This is a genomic window from Amycolatopsis sp. NPDC104775, assembly GCF_055583325.1.
On record NZ_JBVJOE010000005.1, the window covers coordinates 571,622 to 590,785 of the forward strand.

Annotated in this window: 18 protein-coding genes and 4 tRNA genes; 7 read left to right on the forward strand and 15 right to left on the reverse strand. The window is 70.5% G+C overall.

The annotated features are described in order from the left end of the window. Positions 1–6: 6 nt before the first annotated feature. The gene (locus tag ACZ63D_RS25345; RefSeq protein ID WP_465356825.1) at positions 7–612 is read right to left on the reverse strand and encodes a response regulator transcription factor; all 606 of its coding nucleotides are present in this window, start codon (positions 610–612) and stop codon (positions 7–9) included. 137 nt (positions 613–749) lie between these two features. Next, the gene (locus ACZ63D_RS25350; RefSeq protein WP_465356826.1) at positions 750–935 is read right to left on the reverse strand and encodes a hypothetical protein; all 186 of its coding nucleotides are present in this window, start codon (positions 933–935) and stop codon (positions 750–752) included. A gap of 314 nt (positions 936–1,249) precedes the next feature. Here ACZ63D_RS25350 and ACZ63D_RS25355 point away from each other — a divergent pair, with 314 nt between their 5' ends. Both ACZ63D_RS25355 and ACZ63D_RS25360 read left to right on the forward strand, forming a co-directional pair. Then, positions 1,250–1,432 (forward strand): hypothetical protein, encoded by a 183-nt coding sequence (locus ACZ63D_RS25355; protein ID WP_465356827.1) that lies wholly within the window; start codon positions 1,250–1,252, stop codon positions 1,430–1,432. Positions 1,433–1,797: 365 nt separating this feature from the next. After that, positions 1,798–2,403 (forward strand): response regulator transcription factor, encoded by a 606-nt coding sequence (locus tag ACZ63D_RS25360; protein WP_465356828.1) that lies wholly within the window; start codon positions 1,798–1,800, stop codon positions 2,401–2,403. 38 nt (positions 2,404–2,441) lie between these two features. Here ACZ63D_RS25360 and ACZ63D_RS25365 read toward each other — a convergent pair whose 3' ends face one another. From ACZ63D_RS25365 to ACZ63D_RS25385, 5 genes are all read right to left on the reverse strand, one after another. Next, positions 2,442–4,691, reverse strand: coding sequence for a TOMM precursor leader peptide-binding protein (locus ACZ63D_RS25365; RefSeq protein ID WP_465356829.1), 2,250 nt, complete (start codon positions 4,689–4,691; stop codon positions 2,442–2,444). A 317-nt stretch (positions 4,692–5,008) separates the two neighbouring features. Continuing rightward, a tRNA-Lys gene (locus ACZ63D_RS25370) sits at positions 5,009–5,082 on the reverse strand. Between the two features lie 14 nt (positions 5,083–5,096). Next, positions 5,097–5,168, reverse strand: a tRNA-Gln gene (locus tag ACZ63D_RS25375). A gap of 4 nt (positions 5,169–5,172) precedes the next feature. Next, positions 5,173–5,244: transfer RNA gene (locus ACZ63D_RS25380), tRNA-Gln, on the reverse strand. 156 nt (positions 5,245–5,400) lie between these two features. Then, positions 5,401–5,474 (reverse strand) — tRNA-Arg (locus tag ACZ63D_RS25385). A gap of 705 nt (positions 5,475–6,179) precedes the next feature. On the opposite strand from ACZ63D_RS25385, the gene ACZ63D_RS25390 reads away from it, so the two are divergent. Continuing rightward, complete coding sequence (locus ACZ63D_RS25390; RefSeq protein ID WP_465356830.1) at positions 6,180–6,707, forward strand: CGNR zinc finger domain-containing protein; 528 nt, start codon at positions 6,180–6,182, stop codon at positions 6,705–6,707. Positions 6,708–6,711: 4 nt separating this feature from the next. Here ACZ63D_RS25390 and ACZ63D_RS25395 read toward each other — a convergent pair whose 3' ends face one another. Further along, complete coding sequence (locus ACZ63D_RS25395; protein WP_465356831.1) at positions 6,712–7,491, reverse strand: SGNH/GDSL hydrolase family protein; 780 nt, start codon at positions 7,489–7,491, stop codon at positions 6,712–6,714. A gap of 225 nt (positions 7,492–7,716) precedes the next feature. Next, the gene (locus ACZ63D_RS25400; RefSeq protein WP_465356832.1) at positions 7,717–8,286 is read right to left on the reverse strand and encodes a TetR/AcrR family transcriptional regulator; all 570 of its coding nucleotides are present in this window, start codon (positions 8,284–8,286) and stop codon (positions 7,717–7,719) included. Positions 8,287–8,452: 166 nt separating this feature from the next. Here ACZ63D_RS25400 and ACZ63D_RS25405 point away from each other — a divergent pair, with 166 nt between their 5' ends. After that, positions 8,453–9,796, forward strand: coding sequence for an MFS transporter (locus ACZ63D_RS25405; protein ID WP_465356833.1), 1,344 nt, complete (start codon positions 8,453–8,455; stop codon positions 9,794–9,796). Between the two features lie 75 nt (positions 9,797–9,871). On the opposite strand, the gene ACZ63D_RS25410 is transcribed toward ACZ63D_RS25405, so the two are convergent. The 3 genes from ACZ63D_RS25410 to ACZ63D_RS25420 all read right to left on the reverse strand — a co-directional run bounded on the left by ACZ63D_RS25410 (position 9,872) and on the right by ACZ63D_RS25420 (position 12,682). Next, a complete protein-coding gene (locus ACZ63D_RS25410) occupies positions 9,872–11,233 on the reverse strand; it encodes an SPFH domain-containing protein (RefSeq protein ID WP_465357004.1) in 1,362 nt (453 codons plus the stop codon). 115 nt (positions 11,234–11,348) lie between these two features. Further along, positions 11,349–11,783: an NfeD family protein gene (locus ACZ63D_RS25415; RefSeq protein ID WP_465356834.1), complete on the reverse strand. Its 435-nt coding sequence runs from the start codon at positions 11,781–11,783 to the stop codon at positions 11,349–11,351. Between the two features lie 92 nt (positions 11,784–11,875). Then, positions 11,876–12,682 carry a DUF3097 domain-containing protein gene (locus ACZ63D_RS25420; protein WP_465356835.1) on the reverse strand — a complete coding sequence of 269 codons (807 nt, stop codon included), beginning with the start codon at positions 12,680–12,682 and terminating at the stop codon, positions 11,876–11,878. Positions 12,683–12,845: 163 nt separating this feature from the next. Between ACZ63D_RS25420 and ACZ63D_RS25425 the strand changes: the two genes are divergently transcribed. Next, on the forward strand, positions 12,846–13,838 hold the full coding sequence (locus ACZ63D_RS25425) for an aldo/keto reductase (protein ID WP_465356836.1): 993 nt from the start codon (positions 12,846–12,848) through the stop codon (positions 13,836–13,838). An 81-nt stretch (positions 13,839–13,919) separates the two neighbouring features. Here ACZ63D_RS25425 and ACZ63D_RS25430 read toward each other — a convergent pair whose 3' ends face one another. From ACZ63D_RS25430 to ACZ63D_RS25440, 3 genes are read right to left on the reverse strand one after another with little or no spacing between them, the layout of a single operon-like run. After that, positions 13,920–14,813: a phosphotransferase gene (locus ACZ63D_RS25430; RefSeq protein ID WP_465356837.1), complete on the reverse strand. Its 894-nt coding sequence runs from the start codon at positions 14,811–14,813 to the stop codon at positions 13,920–13,922. Next, positions 14,813–15,622 carry an SCO1664 family protein gene (locus ACZ63D_RS25435; RefSeq protein WP_465356838.1) on the reverse strand — a complete coding sequence of 270 codons (810 nt, stop codon included), beginning with the start codon at positions 15,620–15,622 and terminating at the stop codon, positions 14,813–14,815. The genes ACZ63D_RS25430 and ACZ63D_RS25435 overlap by 1 nt, the downstream gene beginning before the upstream one ends. A gap of 8 nt (positions 15,623–15,630) precedes the next feature. Next, a complete protein-coding gene (locus ACZ63D_RS25440) occupies positions 15,631–16,206 on the reverse strand; it encodes a DUF3090 domain-containing protein (protein ID WP_465356839.1) in 576 nt (191 codons plus the stop codon). Between the two features lie 130 nt (positions 16,207–16,336). Here ACZ63D_RS25440 and ACZ63D_RS25445 point away from each other — a divergent pair, with 130 nt between their 5' ends. Together ACZ63D_RS25445 and ACZ63D_RS25450 are read left to right on the forward strand one after the other, a co-directional pair. After that, a complete protein-coding gene (locus ACZ63D_RS25445; protein WP_465356840.1) occupies positions 16,337–18,268 on the forward strand; it encodes a S9 family peptidase in 1,932 nt (643 codons plus the stop codon). Continuing rightward, positions 18,265–19,164 carry a S66 peptidase family protein gene (locus tag ACZ63D_RS25450; protein ID WP_465356841.1) on the forward strand — a complete coding sequence of 300 codons (900 nt, stop codon included), beginning with the start codon at positions 18,265–18,267 and terminating at the stop codon, positions 19,162–19,164. The genes ACZ63D_RS25445 and ACZ63D_RS25450 overlap by 4 nt, the downstream gene beginning before the upstream one ends.

Below are 19,164 nucleotides of genomic sequence, written 5' to 3' on the forward strand. Positions count from 1 at the left end.
GACGTCTCAGATCCAGCCCGCTTCGCGAGCGATGCGGACAGCGTCCACCCGGTTGCGGGCACCGAGTTTCGCGACGATCGTCGTGAGGTAGTTGCGCACTGTCCCGGCCGAAAGGTACAGCCGCGCGGCGATTTCGGCGGGTTCGGAACCGTCGGCGGCCAGTCGCAGCACCTGGGCCTCCCGGACGGTCAGCGGGCTGCCGTCGGTGTCCCAGGCGGCGAGAGCGAGGTCGCCGTCGACCATCCGCCTGCCCGCGGCGACCCCGCGCACGGCGTTGGCGAGCTTGTCCGCCGGCGCGTCTTTCAACAGGAATCCGCCGACTTTCGCGGCAAGCGCCCGGCGGAGCGTTCCGGGACTGCCGAGACTCGTGAGGATGAGTGTCCGGGTGCCGGGCAGCCGTTCCTGCAGTTCGGCCGCGGCGGTGAGGCCGTCCTTCCCGGGAAGGTCGATGTCGATGATGGCGACCTCGGGCGCCGTGGTCGCGGCGAGCGGCAGGATTTCCGTGCCGTCGGCACAATCGCCGACCACCTCGATGTCGTTTTCCAGCCCGAGCAAAGCCACCAAGGCGCCGCGGACGACGTGCATGTCCTCGGCGACCAGAACCCGGATCATCGGTCATTCCGCCTTCCCTCGACCACGCGAGCACCGAAGATACCGGGCGGCGCTCGGGAAGTGATCGAGTTCGGCTCAGCGGACCGGAATGGCGGACATCGATCGATCCAGTGCCGCACGCGGTGTCCGCGGAATGCTCACGCCGCCTCCGGCATAGCGGCGACGGTGATGGTCATGGCGGAGAGCCCGCCTGCCGCCGACGCATCGTCGGTCCAGTTGTCGAAATGTTCGATGACCAGGTCGGAGGGGGCATCGGCGGCGCTGGGGTCGAGGCCCAGCTCGGCGAAGAAGGAGTGGACGTGCTCCGAAGCGGTGTCGCTCATGACTGGCTCCCAGTAATTCTCACAGTCGAATTGCTCGTCTGCCGAATGGTGCTCTCTCGTCCGGGAACCAGACAGTGCGGCGCACACCTTAATTACCATGCCTTTCGCATACACCGGTCGGACGATTTTCTGGCGGCGGAAGCGTGGTACAATTTCGCGGCTAAAGACGCGCGGTGCTGTGCAGCCGTTTCCGTTCTCTTATTCCTCCGCTCACCGGCCGGGTTCGCGCGACGGGGAAGCAACCTGGAAGTTGCTCGGGGCGCCGCCGAGGAGTCACCTGGAGAGGTCACGTCCCGGCCGGCATGGAGCGCGATATGACCGAACGCCTCGACCCCTACGAGCTCATCGCCGACGACGATGTGGAACTCTTCGGCGGGCCCACCGGCGTCCTCCCGCGCGAGGCACGGTCCACATCGGACGCGGCCAGCCGTGACCGCGACCAGCGACCCGGCTCGGCTGACGGTGACGCTCCGCCCGAAGGCAGCGAAGCCGCCTGATCTTCCTTTGCTGGCAGGGCTTCCGCTCGGCTCCATCAGCAACAGCTCTCCAGGACCGCGGACAGGCCGCGAAAGATTTCGTGATCACAATGGACTGTTCCGGCCGCGGCCGCGAAATTCGCGGGAACGTCCGGTGCGGCAGAACAAAACCGGCCCGCCGGGTGCGATTGGAGCAACGGACCTTCGCACGATCGGCCCAAGAACGTGGCATCTGGCCCACTTTCGCCAGCAGTCCCGGAATGCCGGTGCGCGCGGAGAGAACGGAGCCACTGGCTTCCGGCCGCATTCTGTGCGGGATCGGCGAGGACGAGTAAACTCGCGTACCGACGGACCGGGGGGTCTGGAGTGATTCGGGGGAATCTGGGGTGATTCGTGTTCTGCTGGCCGAAGACATGCACATGGTGCGGGGCGCGCTCGTCGCACTGCTCAACCTGGAACCGGACATCGAGGTAGTCGTGGAGGTCGCGTCCGGCGACGAGATCCTGCCGCAGGCTCGCGCGCGCCATCCGCACGTCGCCGTCATCGACATCGACCTGCCTGGGAAGGACGGTCTCACCGCCGCGGCCGAGCTGTACGAGCAGCTGCCGGACTGCCGGACCCTCATCCTCACCTCGCTCGGCCGGCCCGGCACCGTCCGGCGGGCTCTCGACGCCAAGGTCACCGGCTTCATGCTGAAGGACGCGCCTTCGGACAAACTGGCCAACGCGGTGCGTTCGGTGTCGGTCGGGCACCGGGTGATCGACAGCGATCTCGCGCTTTCGGCCTGGGACACCGACGAATGCCCGCTCACTCCGCGGGAGGTGGAGGTTCTCCGCCTGGCCGCTCGCGGCCGGACGGTCGCCGACATCGCCGCAGAACTGTTCCTCTCCCCCGGAACCGTGCGCAACTACCTCGCCACGATCGTGACCAAGCTCAACGCGCGCAACCGCGTCGACGCCATCCGCATCGCCACCGACTCGGCCTGGCTGTAGAGACTCCCGCGCGAGCGTTCCCTTTCCCTGCCTGACTTCTACAGGAACAGCGGGAACGGGTTGAGCCGGTCGTAGGCGGTCGGCCGGGCCAGCCGGCCCAGCCGCACCGGGACGTCGAAGAGCCTGCCCGGCGCGAACCTCGCCCAGAACGGCCGCAGGCCGGGCACCACGGCCTTGACCACCGGCAAGGCGAGGTCCGGCCGGGTCTGATCCAGCACCAGCGTTTCCATCCCGTGCCGGTCCAGCAGCCGGACGAGGCCGGTGACGTCGTCGCGAACGTCCGCGCTTGGGAGGCAGCCGAAGTCGGCCCGCGTCCGCGCTGGCGCTCCGGCAGCGGGCTTGAGGTACGGCTGGTTCGCCACGGTCGCCTGCGCCAGCCACCGCTCGGCGTCGGGGTCCTCGTTTCGCTGGCGGTCCAGCACGCCGGGCAGCATCTGGTTCAGCTCGCTCACCGCGCGCCGGAGCGCGGTCCGAGGGTCGAGATGCGCGCCGAAGCCGAAGATCACCCGCTCATCGCCTGACCGCGCTCGCGAGACCGCCGCCATCGCGGGCACTCCGAGGTCCGACGTCACGTCCAGAGCCCACACCTCACGATCGGCTTCCGCGTACCGCACGGTCATCTCCGCCACCCACGGATCGCCGAAGGCGGCCAGATCGACGCCCGGCACAGGCGTGCGGTTGTACCACCACAGCGCGACCGCGTCCCGCTCGATCAATTCGAGGATGGCGTGGAGCACGGCGTCCTCGATGCTGCCGCCCGCGGCGTTTCCGTTGGAGTCCGGCCGGACGAAACCGTGCCGGTCCGGATCGGGCGCGCCGAAGTACAGCGAACCGGTCGGCAGCAGCCGGTGCCGCGACCGGGTGAGCGACCATAGCGGGGTCCAGTCCAGCTCGGCGTCGGCGTCGAACTCTCGGCACACGTGCTGGAAGCTCCCGTGTTCGGCGTTCCAGCCCGTCCGGGTCTCGTACTGCCGCGCCGCGTAAAGCATGCAGTCGTTCGGGTGGACCGCGTCCGAGCCAAGCGAGCGCAACGATCCCCGCAGCCGCAGTTCGTCCCCGTGGTAATTGCCGCTGTGCCGCTCCACCGCCTCGCAGAGAGCGCTGGCTTCAGCTTCGACCGGCGTGGCGCCTTTGCCGCCGCTCTGGCCGCGGAGGCTGGCCTGCAACGCTTCCATCCCCGTCAAGCTGCGGACGACGTTCGGGCCGGACCGGCAGGCATTGACGAACGCCGGACCGCGCGTATCCCGCACGATTTCCTTCACCACTCCGGTGACCGGCCCGACCAGGTGGCGGTAGCGCTCAAGCATCTGGCCGGGCGGGAGAGCGCGGTGGCCGCCGCTAGCCGCTTTCCTGGTCGGCCGCAGCATCACCGGCTCGGCCGAACGAGCCGCCACCAGGGAGTCGTCCCCGCACTCCGGGCACTGCGGCCGGCGCCGCACCTCATGGAATTTCCCTTGCAGGTCAAAAGAATCGAGGACCCATACGCAGCGCTGGCCGCGATAGCGGTACCCGCTCAGCCATTTGGTGACTTCCAACGCGATCAGGTGCGACGCCGCCGAAGTCAGCGGTGCCACTCCCGAAACCGGCCGCCGCGCGGGACCGTCGTGCCCGAGCATCGCCTGCACGCACGCTTCGCCGTGCCGATGCGTCCACAGCCGATGCGCGAGACAGTGCCAGCAAGCCGACTCCCCCGGCTCGAAGAACGGCCCCAGCCACACCTGCGAACCCACCGGTTTCGCCAGCAGCCACGGGCTCCCGTTGGCCCGATGCGCGGCATCGATCTCGCCGAGCCGGGGGTCGAGGTAGTCGTCGCAGAGAACAACCGACAGGTCGGCACCACCCGCGGAGTTCTCGCCTAAGGTCAGGCCCGCGTCCCGGATCGCCTGTCCGACGCGCTCGGCCTCGATCTCTTCGTGGAGGTTCACCAGCACGACCCGCGCCGGCTGGATCCGCGATTCGGCCGCGCTCGCGTCAACCCCGCACGCGTCCCAGAAAGCAAGCGCACGCTCGTCGGTCTCCGGCGCGTCGTCGGCACAGACCGTGACCAGCCCCGCCTCCGCGAGCCGCGCGAGAAGCCCGGCGAGCTGCTCGCTGCCCAGACCGGCGGGCAGATCCCGCACCAGCTCGGGGAAATCCCGGGTCCCGTCCAGCAAGGCCGCCACCGCGGCGATGTCGGCGCCCCGCATGGCGGTTACTCCGCGTTCGGAGAACAGGTACGCGCCCTCTCCCTCGTTGATCTCCGCGCGCAGGTGCCGCTTGAAGGTGAGAAATCGTTTTCTCGCACTCATCTTTCCCCATCGGAAGCCCGTGCCGCCGCGGGCCGGGCAGGTTCGGCGAACTCCCGCATCGTCCCTCGCGGCCGCGGCGGGCGGCCAGTGCTTCGCGCATGACCAGGGGTATGTGATTCTCACTGTCGGCCCCGATGTTCGGCGGTTCCCGGGTTTCGCGACGGCGAAGGCGGCGAATTCCAGCGGATCAGCGCCTCCGCTCCGCCTCCCTCGGACGTCGCGGATGAGACCACAATGGACAGTGCGAACGCAGGAGAAAGACGTCCTGACAGCACGAAACCCCAGACCGCCGTTTCCGGCGACCTGGGGTTCGCGAGTGGGCCGCCAGGGACTCGAACCCTGAACCCGCCGGGTAAAAGCCGGCTGCTCTGCGCGATTGAGCTAACGGCCCGCGGTGCTGACGCGCTGCCCGTCGAGGGTTCGAACCTCGGTTTCCGCGTCCAGAGCGTGGCGTCCTGCCAGTGGGACGAACGGGCACGGGCTCCCGGTCCAGGATTCGAACCTGGGCTTGCGGATCCAAAGTCCGCGGTGCTGCCGGTTACACCAACCGGGACGGGGGAAGTCGGATGCCCGCGGGTCGAACGCGGTGTCTCCTGGTCCCGAACCAGGCGGGGTCGCCGGTGCCCCTCGCATCCGGGAGCTCACGAGGGGTGATACTGAGCCCCGTCGTGAGCGGGCAGGCGCCGGCGCCCCCTCGGCGCCGGGCCCGTACCCCTGCCAGGAATCGAACCTGGGGCCTCCGCATTCGTAGTGCGGCGCTCTCTCCTGCTGAGCTACAGGGGTGTGCGCGTCCGGCACCGAACCAGGTGCCAGCGCGCGAACGGACGGAGGGCATCGAACCCTCTTCTTCGGTGGGGACGACCGCGGGACGCGCCCGGCCTGGGCGCGAGTGGTGAAGGAGGGAGTCGAACCCTCAATGCCCTCGACGGGCGCCCGGGTTACAGCCGGGTGAGGCAGCCACCGCCTCGTCTTCACCGTGCCGGTCCGGCCGCGTTCGGCTGCCGGACCCGGCGCTCGTCCTGGCCGCGGGTGAGGCGACGGGGACGAGTCTCGGAAATGTCTTGTTCCGCTGTGCAGTTGTCAAATAACCGCGCCCATCGCGAAATGGGCAGCAGGGAAATACCGGCGCGAAAACAACCGCGTCGACTGGGATTTATCGCGCGAAAAGAAGAGCCGCCCTGATCGGTTTCCCGACGGGCGGCTCCCGGTGACTGACGACCGGTGCGTCAGGTCAGGGAGCGGACACCGCCTGGGAAACCGCCTTTTCGGCCGGTGTGGCGCTGAGCGACCGGGGAATATTGGACAGCGCGGAGGGCGGCCTGATAACGGCCTCGCATCTCCCGCGTCCGCATGTTCGCCATGATCGCTCCTTCATCCGCTGTGGTGGATTCATCTTCACCTACGGCGAAGCGGTGCGTCAATCTTATTTTCCGGAGAAATAGCCCGGCCGGGCTTTCCGTGGTTCCGAGAAGATGCTGTAATGGGAGAATGCACTTCAACCCTTACGGTGGCGCGGGTGCGCAAGTAGCCGCCGACCTGGCGACTCTCGCCCAGCGCGACGACGTCACGGCCGCCGAGGTGCGGGCAGCGGGGCAGGCGCGCGACATGGTGCTGCCACGCATCGCCGCGGACGAGGCCGAGCGGATTCTCGCGTGGGGGCGGCGGCTGCACCGGGTGTTCGTCGCGGAGACGACGGCTGAGCGGATCGATCTTCTGAACGAGTTGCTCGCCGTCGCCGCGTGCCGGCCGAACATCGCCAGCCATGACGGGAAAGGGCCGCACCTGCACTACTCCAGCGAAGGCGCGGGCGTGGTCGAGCGGTTCTACGCCTACACCGCGGGCGGTCTCGCGCATCTGGTGTGCGAAGAGCCGCACCGCCTCGGCGTCTGCGCGCGGGAGGGGTGCCGCGTCGCGTTCGTGGACACCTCGCGCAACGGCCGGCGGCGGTTCTGTTCCACGCGCTGCGGCACGCGGGTCAACGTCGCCGACCATCGCGCGCGGCAGGTCGCTGGCTAGGCCGTCAGTCGATCGCTTTGCCGGTCTCGTCGAACGAACGCAGTTCCGGGTACTTCGGGGCGATCGTGTCGCCGGAGGATTCGCCGCGCAGGCGACGGCCGATCCACGGCAGTGCGTGTTCCCGGCCCCAGCGGAGGTTCGCCGCACGCTGTTCCCGCGCGGACAGGCGCGGGCGCGGCCCGAGGGTCGCGTGCGCGAGGCTGTGCTGCACGCCGAGCGCGTCGAGGACCGCGATGGCGATTTCGGTGTGCCCGGCCGCGTTGAGGTGCAGGCGGTCCGGGGACCACATGCGACGGTCGCGCAGCTGGCGCATCGACCACATGTCCACCAGCAGCGTCTCGTGCCGCGCCGCGATGCCGCGCACGTGCTCGTTGTAGATCGCGACCCGCCCGCGGATCTGCCGGAACAGCGCGTCCTCCACGCCGTCGACGCCGGTGAACAGCAGCACCTGCGCTCCGGCCGCGCGGAACCGGGCCACCGCGCGCTCGTAGGAATCGGCGAGGCTGTCGATGTCGACCCGCGGCCGCATCAGGTCGTTGCCGCCCGCGTAGAGGGTCACGAGATCCGGCTTCATCGCCAACGCCGGTTCGACCTGCTCGTTCAGCACCTGCGGCAGGAGCTTCCCGCGCACCGCCAGGTTGGCGTAGCGAAAGCCCGGCTCCCCGGCGGCCAGCACCTCGGCGACCCGGTCGGCCCATCCGCGCACCCCGTTGCGCGCGGACGCGTCGTCGTCCCCGACGCCTTCGGTGAACGAATCGCCAATACAGACTAAGCGGTTGGTCATTGCCTTAGTTTAGGCCCGGCTCCCCTGCCTCGGTCACGGTGCCTGAGGACAGCGGCGAGGGCGCACCGGGAAGCGAACGGCGAGCACTGCCGGGTCTGAACGGGAGCGCGGGGAACGGGCTCGAACCGCCGACCTTCGGCGCAAGCGAGGCGTGGTGCGGTGCAAGGAATCCACGCTGCACTCGACGTGCTCAGCAAGCTTCGGCCTGCGGATTGCTGACCTGATTCAGGGCCGAAGGCCGTCGAACAGGATCGCGATCGTGCGGTCGCGCAGCTCGCGATCGGACCCGACGTGCTCGGCTGCCTTCGCGGTGCCGATGATCACCGGGATCAGCTCGGTGGTGGTGACGTCGCGCCGTACCGCGCCGCTGTCCTGGGCGCGGCGCAGGAGCACGCCGAGGGACCCGCGCAGCCGCTCCCCGATCACCGAACCCGTGCTGGGAACGCACACGCCGGCGGAGGTCAGCGCTTCGAAGTAGGCGTTTTTGGCGCTGGACATCTCGATCCAGCTGGTGAGGAAGGTGAAGAACGCGGCCCCGGCGTCCTCGGCGTTCTGCGCGACGACGGCGTCCGCCTCGTCGACGAACCGGTGGAGGCGCGCGTAGAGCACGGCTTCGAGCAGTGCCTCTTTCGTGGGGAAGTGCCGGAACACCGTGCCGATGCCCACGCCCGCCTCGCGCGCGACCTCCTCGGTCGGCGCGCCGGTGCCCTTCGCCGCGAAGACCGTCTCGGCGGCTTCGAGCACTTTCGCGCGGTTTCGCCGCGCGTCGGCGCGCAGCGGTTTGTCCTCCGTCACGGCTGTGATGGTAGTCGCGCGTCCTGGCCGCGCGGCGCCCGATCCAGGTCGGTGCGGCGGGGCGGAAGGGCGGAAACAACCCGTCCGGAGCAAGCGTCGGGAATCGTCAAACCTTTGCCGGTCCCTCACACTATGGTGTGACGACCGTCACGAGAGGTGCACGACCATGACTCTAGGCGACAACGAGGTCACCCAGTCAGTCCACGCTTCCTCCGGCGACCGCCGGGTGCAGGTACGCCGGGCTGCCCTGGCCGGTTCGATCGGCACCACCATCGAGTGGTACGACTTTTTTCTCTACAACACCGCCGCGGCGTTGGTCTTTCCCCATCTGTTCTTCCCCGCGTCGTCGTCCTACGCCGGGGTCATGCAGTCGTTCGCGACCTACGCGGTCGGTTTCGCGGCCCGCCCGATCGGCGCGGCGATCTTCGGCCATTGGGGCGACCGCCTCGGCCGCAAGGCGACGCTCATCGTGACGCTCCTGCTGATGGGCTTGTCCTCGGCGGTGGTCGGTCTCCTGCCCGGCGCGGCGACCATCGGCATCGCGGCTCCGCTGATTCTCGTGCTGCTGCGCCTGGTGCAAGGCATCGCGATCGGCGGCGAATGGAGCGGATCGGTGCTGCTGGCCATGGAATGGGGCGACCAGCGCCGCCGCGGCCTGCTGGCGAGTTTCGCACAGGTCGGCGTTCCCGTCGGACTCGTCCTCGGCACCGGCGGAATGACCCTGTTGTCCGCGACGCTGTCTCCGGCCGCCTTCTCATCGTGGGGCTGGCGGATCCCGTTCCTGCTGAGCCTCGTGCTGGTGGCGATCGGCCTGGTCATCCGGCTGCGCATCTTGGAAAGCCCGATGTTCGCCGCGGCAGTCGCCGCCAACCGCACTTCGAAAGCCCCCGTGAAAGACGTGGTCCGGCACCACTGGCGGGAAATCCTGCTGTCCGCCGGTTTGCGGTTCAGCGAGCAAATGCCGTTCTACCTGTTCACCAGCTACGTCCTGGTCTATGTGGTGCAACGCCCGGAATTCAGCAAAACGTTCGTCCTCAACGCAGTTCTCGTAGGCGCCGCCGCGGAACTGCTGCTGATCCCGTTGTTCTCCCAATTGTCCGACCGAATCGGCCGCAAACAGGTCTATTTGACCGGCGCAGTGCTCACCGGCGTGCTCGCGTTCCCGTACTTCACCGTGCTTACCCACAGCGGCCACGCCATGATCTTCCTGGCCATCATCGTGTCCCTGGCCGCGCACTCAATGCAGTACGGCCCGCAAGCAGCACTAATCGGCGAAAGCTTCCCCACCCACCTGCGCTACGGCGGTGCGGGCCTGGGATACCAGCTGGCATCTGTGTTCGCAGGCGGCCCCGCCCCGCTTCTGGCGACCTGGCTGCTCCACACCACTGGCACGCCCTACTCGATTTCGATCTACATCGTCGCCTCGGTAGCAGTAACCGTCATCTGCGTACTAGCCCTCCCGGACCGCTCGAAAGCGAACATCGACGACCTCACCGTCTACACCCGCTGACCCGCTCCGCGACGAGCAGGAAAAAGGGGCTGCCGCACCGAACCCGGTGCGGCAGCCCCTTTGAAACTCACCACTTCACCGCTGCGGCGGCGGCCCGCCCTGCGGTCCGCCAAACGGCCCTTGCTGCGGGAACGGACCCTGTCCCTGCGGCCCCGGCCCTTGCGGCCCGCCGAACTGCTGCGGCGGCGGCCCTTGATACGGCCCGCCCGGCGGCGGACCGGCCGGAGCCTGCGGCTGCGGCAGCGACTGCTGCTGAGCAGGCGGCGGCGTGCTGGGCTGCTGCGGCCGCTCCGGCGGCGCGGGCGGCTCTTCCTCCACCGGCTCCGGAGCCTGAGCCTGCGGCTGAGCCGGAGCCTTGCTGGCCCCGCCGATCGCCCGGCGCGGGTGCTCGGACGAAGTCCCCAGCGGCCCCTCGACCTCCTTGCGCGCCACCGCTTCCGCGGCCGCCACCGCTTCGGCGACCTTCGGGTCGCTGCTGGTGTCGAACCAGCCAGCCACCTCGTCGTCGTCGAGGTCCGGCTTCTCCGGGGTGTCGTCCTTCGGCGGCTCGTACCGGAACACGCCGTCGTCGCCCGGCGCACCCAGCGCCCGGGCGAAGCCTTCGAGCGCCTTCCCGTAGTCGCTGGGAATCATCCAGACCTTGTTCGCGTCGCCCTGCGCCATCTGCGGCAACGTCTGCAGGTACTGGTACGCCAGCACCTCCGGCGTCGGACGGCCGGCCTTGATCGCCGCGAACACCTTCTCGATCGCCTTCGCCTGCCCCTGCGCCTGCAGGTAGCGGGCGGCTCGTTCACCTTGCGCGCGCAGGATCCGCGACTGGCGTTCCGCTTCGGCGGCGAGGATCGCGGCCTGCTTCTGGCCTTCCGCGGCGAGGATCTGGCTCTGCTTCTGGCCTTCCGCGGTCTTGATCGACGATTCCCGCTGGCCTTCGGCGGTGAGGATCATCGCGCGCTTCTCCCGGTCGGCGCGCATCTGCTTCTCCATCGAGTCCTGGATGGAGGCGGGCGGCTCGATCGCTTTCAGCTCGACGCGGGCGACGCGGATGCCCCAGCGGCCGGTGGCCTCGTCGAGCACGCCGCGCAGCTGGGTGTTGATCGAGTCGCGGGAGGTCAGCGTCTCTTCCAGGCTCATGCCGCCGACCACGTTGCGGAGCGTGGTGGTGGTGAGCTGCTCGACGCCGATGATGTAGTTCGAGATCTCGTAGACCGCCGCGCGCGAGTCGGTGACCTGGAAGTACACGACGGTGTCGATGTTCACCGTCAGGTTGTCCTCGGTGATCACCGGCTGCGGCGGGAACGAAACGACCTGCTCGCGCAGGTCGATCCGCGCGCGCACCTTGTCCAGGAACGGGACGAGGAAGGTCAGGCCGGGCGAAGCGACCGTGCGGAACCGGCCGAGCCGCTCGATCACCGCCGACTGGGCCTGTGGCACCACCATGATCGCCTTGACCACTGTGATGATGACGAACAGGGCCAGCAGTGCGACCACGACGATCGCTATTGTCGACAAGAGCGTTTCCCCTTACCTAGTACCGTTTTTCTCGGACGGCGCCTCACGAGACGATGTCCACCACGGCCGTGGCGCCGGAGATCTCGACGACCGTGACGCTGGTGCCCGGGGCGATCGGCGGCTGGGATTCGTGCACGGCGCGCGCCGACCACACCTCGCCGCCGATTTTCACCTGGCCGGCATCGTAGTCCACAGTGGACACCACGACGGCCCGGGTTCCGACCAGCGCGTCGATGCCGGTGGGGATGCCCGAACCGGACAGGAAGCGGCGTTTGAGCGCCGGGCGGACCAGCGCGAGCAGCCCGACCGAGCTGATCGCGAACACCGCGACGTCGATGAAGATGTTGCCGGTGAGCGCTTCCGAACCGGCTCCGAGCAACGCGCCGATGCCGAGCATGATCAGCACGAAGTCCCCGGAGATCACCTCCGCGATCATCAGGACGATGCCGATGATCAGCCAGATCAGAGCCGCTGCCATGCCCTCATGCTCTCAGATCGCGTCGTTTCGCACCGGGCAAACTACCCGCCGTGACCGACGCGTGACCTTGGATTTTCCCGGCAAACCGGACACTACGGAGCGTCGTCTCCCGGTTCGGTCACGAAGTCGATGAGCCGTTCGACCGCGCCGATCAGCGGCGTTTCGAGATCGCGGAAGCTGCGCACCCCGGCGAGCACCCGCTGCCATCCCTCGTACGGCTCGCCCCAGCCGAGCTCGGCGCAGATGCCGGCCTTCCATTCGGTGCCGCGTGGGATCTCGGGCCAGGCGCGGATGCCGACCGACGCCGGTTTCACCGCCTGCCAGACGTCGATGTACGGGTGGCCGGTGACCAGCACGTTCTCGTCGTGGATCTGCCCGACCAGCCGGGATTCCTTGCTGCCTTCGACCAAGTGGTCGACGAGCACGCCGAGCCTGCGGCCGGGCCCGGTGCCGAATTCCGCGATCCGGTCGGCCAGGACGTCGACCCCGTCGAGGGGTTCCACGACGACGCCCTCGACGCGCAGGTCGTGTCCCCAGACGCGTTCGACCAGTTCGGCGTCGTGCTTGCCCTCGACCCAGATCCGGGAGTCGCGGGCGACCCGCGCCTGCAGGCCCTGCACGCGGACCGAGCCGGACGCCGAGACCTGCCGCGCGGGGGCGGCGGCCTTCTTGACCGGCACGAGCGTGACCGGCTTGCCTTCCAGCAGGAACGCGGCGGGCGCGAGCGGGAACACCCGGTGGCGGCCCTTGGCGTCCTCGAGGACGACATTGCCGTACTCAATCTTCACCACCGCGCCGCAGTAGCCGCTGGCCGGGTCTTCGACCACGAGCCCTGGCTCGGCCGGGACCTCCGGCACTTTCCGCTTGCGGGGGCCGGACAGCACGTCGTGATAGCGCACGGTCGGGCACGTTATCGGCGTGGCGCCAGGGCGTCCCGCCGCCACGCCGGGGACTCCCCGGCCGATGCGCCCGGCTTGACGTGGAGCGCGCTCCAGCTCCTAGCGTCGGCGACGTCAGCCGTCGAGGTGCCGCCCGCGTCCGCCGGGCAGGAGGAGCAACAGCATGATCGCCCGAACCACGCTCGGCTCGTCCGGTCTTCGCGTCAGCGCGATGGGACTGGGGTGCATGGGAATGAGCGAGAGCTACGGCGCCGCCGACTGGGACGGCGGCCTCGCCACCATCGAGCGCGCCCTGGAGCTGGGCGTCACTTTCCTGGACACCGCCGACGCGTACGGCGCCGGGCACAACGAGGTGCTGGTGGGCCGCGCTGTTCACGGTCGCCGGGACCAGGTGCAGCTGGCCACGAAGTTCGGCATCGACCGCAGCGCCGGGGACCGCTCGCGCCGCATCCGCGGTGCCCGGGACTTCGTGTTGCGCTCCTGCGACGCGTCGCTGCTGCGGCTGGGGGTCGACGTGATCGACCTGTACTACGCGCACCGCCCGCCCCAGGACGTCGCGATCGAGGAGACCGTCGGGGCGATGGCCGAGCTGGTCGAGGCGGGCAAGGTCCGGCATCTGGGTCTGTCCGAGGTCGACGGCGAGCTGCTGCGCCGGGCGCATTCGGTGCACCCGATCACCGCGGTGCAGAGCGAGTACTCGCTGTGGACCCGCGACGTCGAGGCGGTCGCCCCGGTGATGGCGGAGCTGGGGGTCGGGCTGGTGCCGTACTCGCCGCTGGGGCGGGGGTTCCTGACCGGTGCCCTGGACCGCTCCGCGTTGGGCGAGAAGGACTTCCGGCGCGCCAATCCCCGGTTCTCCGGCGAGGCGGGCGACGCCAACGAGAAGATCGCGCAGACCGTGCGCGAGGTGGCCGCCCGGTTGGCCGCCACTCCGGCTCAGGTGGCGCTGGCCTGGGTGTATGCCCAGGCCGAGCGGCTCGGGGTGGCGGTGGCGGCGATTCCGGGCACTCGCAGTCCGGCCCGGCTGGAGCAGAACGCGGCCGCGCTGGAGCTCGCTCTGGATGCCGAGGCGCTGGCCGCGCTGGAGCCGCTGAGCGACCAGGTGAGGGGCGAGCGCTATACCCCCGCGCACACCGCCGAGGTCGCCCGGGGCTAGCCGCCGATCGCGAATGGAGGCCGCTCGGGCCGGTCCTTTCGGTGGCGTCCTGGCGGGAGTCTTTGGGCCGAACTGCCCAGCTCAGCGAGCCATCCGCAGCACCGCGTCGGTGAAGGGCGTCGGCCCGCCGCGGCGGAGCGGGCCCATCGCGACCAGCGGGGCGAGCGCGACGCACCACGCACGGACCCGGTCGCCGTCCAGCTGCGGCAGTTTCGCGATCCCGTCCTCGACCGCGCCGCCGTGGGCCATCGGCAGCACCGCCCAGTCGACCGCGTCGAACGCCGGGTCGCCGACGCACGGGCGCGGGTCGATCGCGACGGCTCCGCGGTCCGGCCCGGCGTCCAGGACGTTGCCGGGGTGCAGGTCGCCGTGCACGAGGGCGATGGGTCCGGTGGCGGCCAGTTCCTCGGACCGGGCGAGGCCGGTGCGCAGCGATTCCACCGGCAGGTGCGCTTCGGCCGGGGAACCGGCGAGGCGCTGCTCGGCGAGGCCGAACATGAACCGGACGCGTTCGAGCTGGGTCGGGAACGGCCCGGCGGCCGGGACGCCGTGCAGGTCGGCGAGCAGTTCGCCGATCTGGTCCCACGGGACGTCGGCGCCGCGTCCGGTGAGGGTGTCCCCGGGTTCGAGTCCTTCGAGCAGCACGGCGCCGTGGTCGAGGTCGGCGTCGAGGATCTGCACGACCCGCGCCAATCCGGCCCACGAGCCGAGCGCGGTGGCCTCCGCGGTCGCGATCGCGCGGTCCGGGCAGAGTTTGAGCACTTTCAGCGTGCCGTCGGCGTCCCGGCAGAGCAGGGTGCGGCCGGTGTTGCCGGGCCGGGCCTCGGACACGGTGAGGCCCCACTGGCGGCAGAGCCGGTCGACGAGGGCGGGCAGCGCGTCGCACCAGGCTTGCGCGGCCGGGCCGAAGCGGTTGACGAGCCGGGCGCGGGCGGCGGAGTCCATCAGGACGGTGTCCGCGGTGTGTTCGGCCATCAGAACAGCGGCCAGGGGATCGCGCGCCAGTCGTCGCCGGGCTCGGGGAACACCGCCTCGGCGAGCAGATAGTCCGTGCGCTGCGAAAGCGCCTGGATTTCGAAGGCGGTCAGGTGTTCGCCGAGTTCCGCGCCGAGGCGGCCGTCGAGGTCCGCGCGGAGCTTGCGCAGTTTCTCGACGGCGTCTTCGGGCAGCTGCTCGCCGATCCAGCCCCACAGCACGGTGCGCAGCTTCGGGTCGGTGTGCAGGCAGATGCCGTGATCCACGCCGTAGACGCGGCCGTCGGAGCCGGCCAGCAGGTGCCCGCCCTTGCGGTCGGTGTTGTTGACGACGATGTCGAGAACGGCCAGTTCGCGCAGGTCCGGGTGGTCGGCGTGGACGAGCACCGCCGGGTCGCCGAGCCGGTCGTGCGCGTGCAGCACGGTGCGCCAGCCCTCGGGAACCTCGTCCGGCGGGCAGACGTCGACGACCTCGGCGTCCTCGTCGGTCTCGACCCACAGCTGCACCATGCCGGGCCCGAACGGGCCGTCGCGCAGCACGGTCGGCGGGATCGCGCCGAGGCCGCAGGCGTCGGAGATCATCGCGGTGGCCACCTCGCGGCCGGCGAGGGTGCCGTCCGGGAAGTCCCAGAGCGGCCGCTCCCCCGACACCGGCTTGTACACGACGCGGCCGGTGACGCCGTCGAGCTCGATCGCGCAGAACAGCGTGACGTTGGAGGCGTCGACCAGCCTGCCCTCGACGTCGATGCGGCCGCGGGAGACGAAATCGCGGGCGGCGGGGTCGGCCGGTCCTGGCGCGGTGTTCGCCACGGGCGCCCTCAGTCCTCGGTCACGTCGACGTCGCGCCGGTACCCGTTCTGCCGCGGGCAGATGTGCCCGGCCGGGTCGAGCGGTTCGCCGCACAGCGGGCACGGCTTGCGGCCGGCGTTCACGACGCGGTCGGCGCGCTCGGCGAATGCGCGGGCGGCGACCGGGGTGAGGAACACGCGGACCGCGTCCGGGCCTTCCTCGGTGTCGTCGAGCACGACCGTCTCGTCGACTTCGCCCTCGGTGATCGCGAGCAGCTCCACGACGACCGCGCCGGAGTCGGCGTCCCAGCCGAGCCCCATCGTGCCGACCCGGAACTCCTCCTCGACGGGCACCGAGAGCGGGTCCACGTCGACCTCGTCGTCGGGGGCGTGGGCGGGCACGTCGGCGCCGAACCGGCTGGCGACCTCCTCCAGGAGCGCCCCCAGCCGCTCCGCGAGAACGACGACCTGCTGTTTTTCGATCGTGACGCTGATCGTCCGCACGTCCTCCGTCGCCTGGAGGTAGAAGGTGCGGTCGCCGGGCTCGCCGACCGTGCCGGCCACGAACCGGTCGGGCTTGCGGAAGACGTGGATTACGCGTGACATAGCGTCTTCGACCCTAGGCCACGGACGCATGATCGGCATCCGCCGCCCCGGGTTCAGGGGAGTTCGGGCGCGATTCCTGCGCGGTGCGTGCGGATCCGGACACGCAGCGGATCCTCGTTACGCTTCCCGGGTGCCTCGCATCTCTCCTCATGGAACCTGGACCTCTCCCGTCACCGCGGCCGGCGCGGCGGCCGCCGGCGGCGGCGCGCAATGGCTCGCCGCGGTCGACGGCGCGCTCTGGTGGGCGGAGGCGCGTCCGGCCGAAGGCGGTCGCGTCGCGCTCGTGCGCGCCCTTCCCGGCGGCGGCGTCGAGGACGTGCTTCCCGCGCCGTGGAACGTGCGGAACCGGGTGCACGAGTACGGCGGACGGCCGTGGCTCGCCCTCGGCGGCGTCGTAGTGTTCACGCACTGGGCCGATCAGCGGGTGTACGCGTTCGAGAACGGCGAGGCCACCGCGCTGACGCCGGAACCGGCCACGCCGCAAGGCGTCCGATACGGCGATCTGCGGCCCGGCCGCGAGGGCGAGGTGTGGGCGGTCCGCGAGCGCAGCACCGGGCCGCGGCGCACGGACATCTCGCGCGAGCTGGTCGCGATCCCGCTGAACGGCTCCGCCGAACGGGTGCTCGTCGAAGGACACCGGTTCTTCACCGCGCCGCAGCTGTCGCCGGACGGCGCGCACGCCGCGTGGCTCGCTTGGGACCATCCGGCAATGCCGTGGGACGGGACCGAGCTGTTCGTCGCGCCGGTGGCGGCCGACGGGTCGTTCGGGGAGGCGCGCGTGCTGGCGGGCGGGCCGAAGGTCGCGGTGTGCGAGGTGGCGTGGGAGACCGCGGATCAGCTGCTCGTGCTCGCCGACCCGGACGGCTGGTGGAATCTGCACCGGGTCGGGCTCGACGGTTCGGCGGTCAACCTCGCGCCAGTGGAGCGGGAGCTGGGCGGGCCGATGTGGAAGCTCGGCGCCAGCTGGTTCGCCCCGCTCGGCGGCGGGAAGCACGCGGTGCTCGACTCCGGCAAGCTGGCGATCCTGGACGAGAGCGACGGTTCGGTGACGCGCGTCGACACCGAACTGACCGTGTGGTCGTCGAACGGGCTGGTCCCGACCGCGGACGGGATCGCCGGGATCGCGGGCGGGCCGCGGCACGACAGCGCGGTCGTCGTGCTGGACCCGGCCACCGGAAAGTGGCGCGCGCTCACGCCGCAGCCGGCCTCGCTGCCGCCCGCGGAGTACCTGCCGGTGCCGCAGGAGCGCGTGTTCACCGGGCCGGACGGGGCGGAGATCCCGGCGTACGTGTTCCCGCCGACGAACCCGGATTTCGCCGCGCCGGAAGGCGAACTGCCGCCGTACATCGTGCATGTGCACGGCGGGCCGACCGGGCACGCCGACGAATCCCTCGACCTCGACTTCGCGTACTTCACCAGCCGCGGCATCGGCGTCGTCGCGGTGAACTACGGCGGATCCACCGGATACGGGCGGGCGTTCCGCGAGCGGCTGCGGGAGCAGTGGGGCGTGGTGGATGTGCGCGACTGCGCGGCGGTCGCCGAAGCGCTGGCCGCGGAAGGGATCGCCGACCGGGACCGGCTGGGCATCCGCGGTGGCAGCGCGGGCGGGTTCACCTCGGCGGCGTCGATCACGATGACCCGCACCTACGCGGCGGCGACGGTGAAGTTCCCGATCCTCGACTTCACCGGATGGACCGGCGAGGGCGGCGAGACCCACGACTTCGAGTCGCAGTACCTGGTCAGCATGGTCGGCCCGTATCCGGAAGCCGCCGGCCGGTACCGGGAGCGCTCGCCGATGACGCACGTGGGCTCGCTGGCCGGGCCGGTGCTGTTCCTGCAGGGCCTGGAGGACGAGATCTGCCCGCCGGAGCAGGCGGACCGGTTCGTCTCCGAAATCGACGGCAGCGGGATCCCGCACGCGTACCTGCGGTTCGAGGGCGAGCAGCACGGGTTCCGGAAGGCGGAGACGATCGTCGCCGCGCTGGAGGCGGAGCTTTCCTTCTACGGCCAGGTGTTCGGCTTCGAGACGCCGGGCGTGCCGCGGCTGGAGCTGTCCCGGTGAGGCCCGCCAGACTCTCCGCCGGGGACACGATCGCGCTCGTCGCGCCGTCCGGGCCGGTGCCGCGGGACCTGCTGGACGCCGCGCTGCCGGTGCTGCGCGACTGGGGCGTGAAGGTGCGGATCGGCCCGGGAGTGCGGGCTTCGAGCGGGTCGTACCTGTCCGCGCCGGACCAGGCGCGGGCGGCGGAGTTCACCGAGGCGTGGCTGGACCCGGAAGTCCGGTGCGTGCTGGCGGCGCGCGGGGGCTACGGGACGCAGCGGATGATCGATCTGGTGGATTGGCCGGTGTTGCGGGCCGCGGGGCCGAAGGTGCTGGCCGGGTCGAGCGACGTGACCGCGCTGCACCGGGCCGCGCACACGCATCTGGACCTCGCGACGCTGCTTTCGCCGATGCCCGCGAGCGTCCTGTTCGACGAGGCCGCGTCGGAACACTTGCGGCGCACGTTGTTCGAGCCGGACCACACGCGGGTGCTCCGTGCCCGGGAACCGGACGTGGTGGTGCCCGGCCGTGCGCTGGGCGTGCTGGTGGGCGGGAACCTGTCGCTGCTCGCGTCCGGTGTCGGCACGGCCGAGCAGGGGTCCGCGCGCGGCGGGATCGTGCTGCTGGAGGACGTGACCGAGAGCCCGTACCGGATCGACCGGATGGTGACGCAACTGCTGCGTTCCGGCTGGTTCGACGGCGTGCGCGGGATCGTGCTGGGTTCGTGGGCCGCGTGCGGCGATCCGGCGGAGGTTCGCGAACTGCTGGCGGAACGGTTGTCGCCGCTGGAGGTTCCGGTGCTGAGCGGGTTCGGCTTCGGGCACGTGGCGGGGTCGCCGACGCTGCCGCTGGGGGTTTCGGCCTCGCTCGACACCGAACTGGGCACGCTCACCCTCGACTCCCCCGCGCTGGACTGA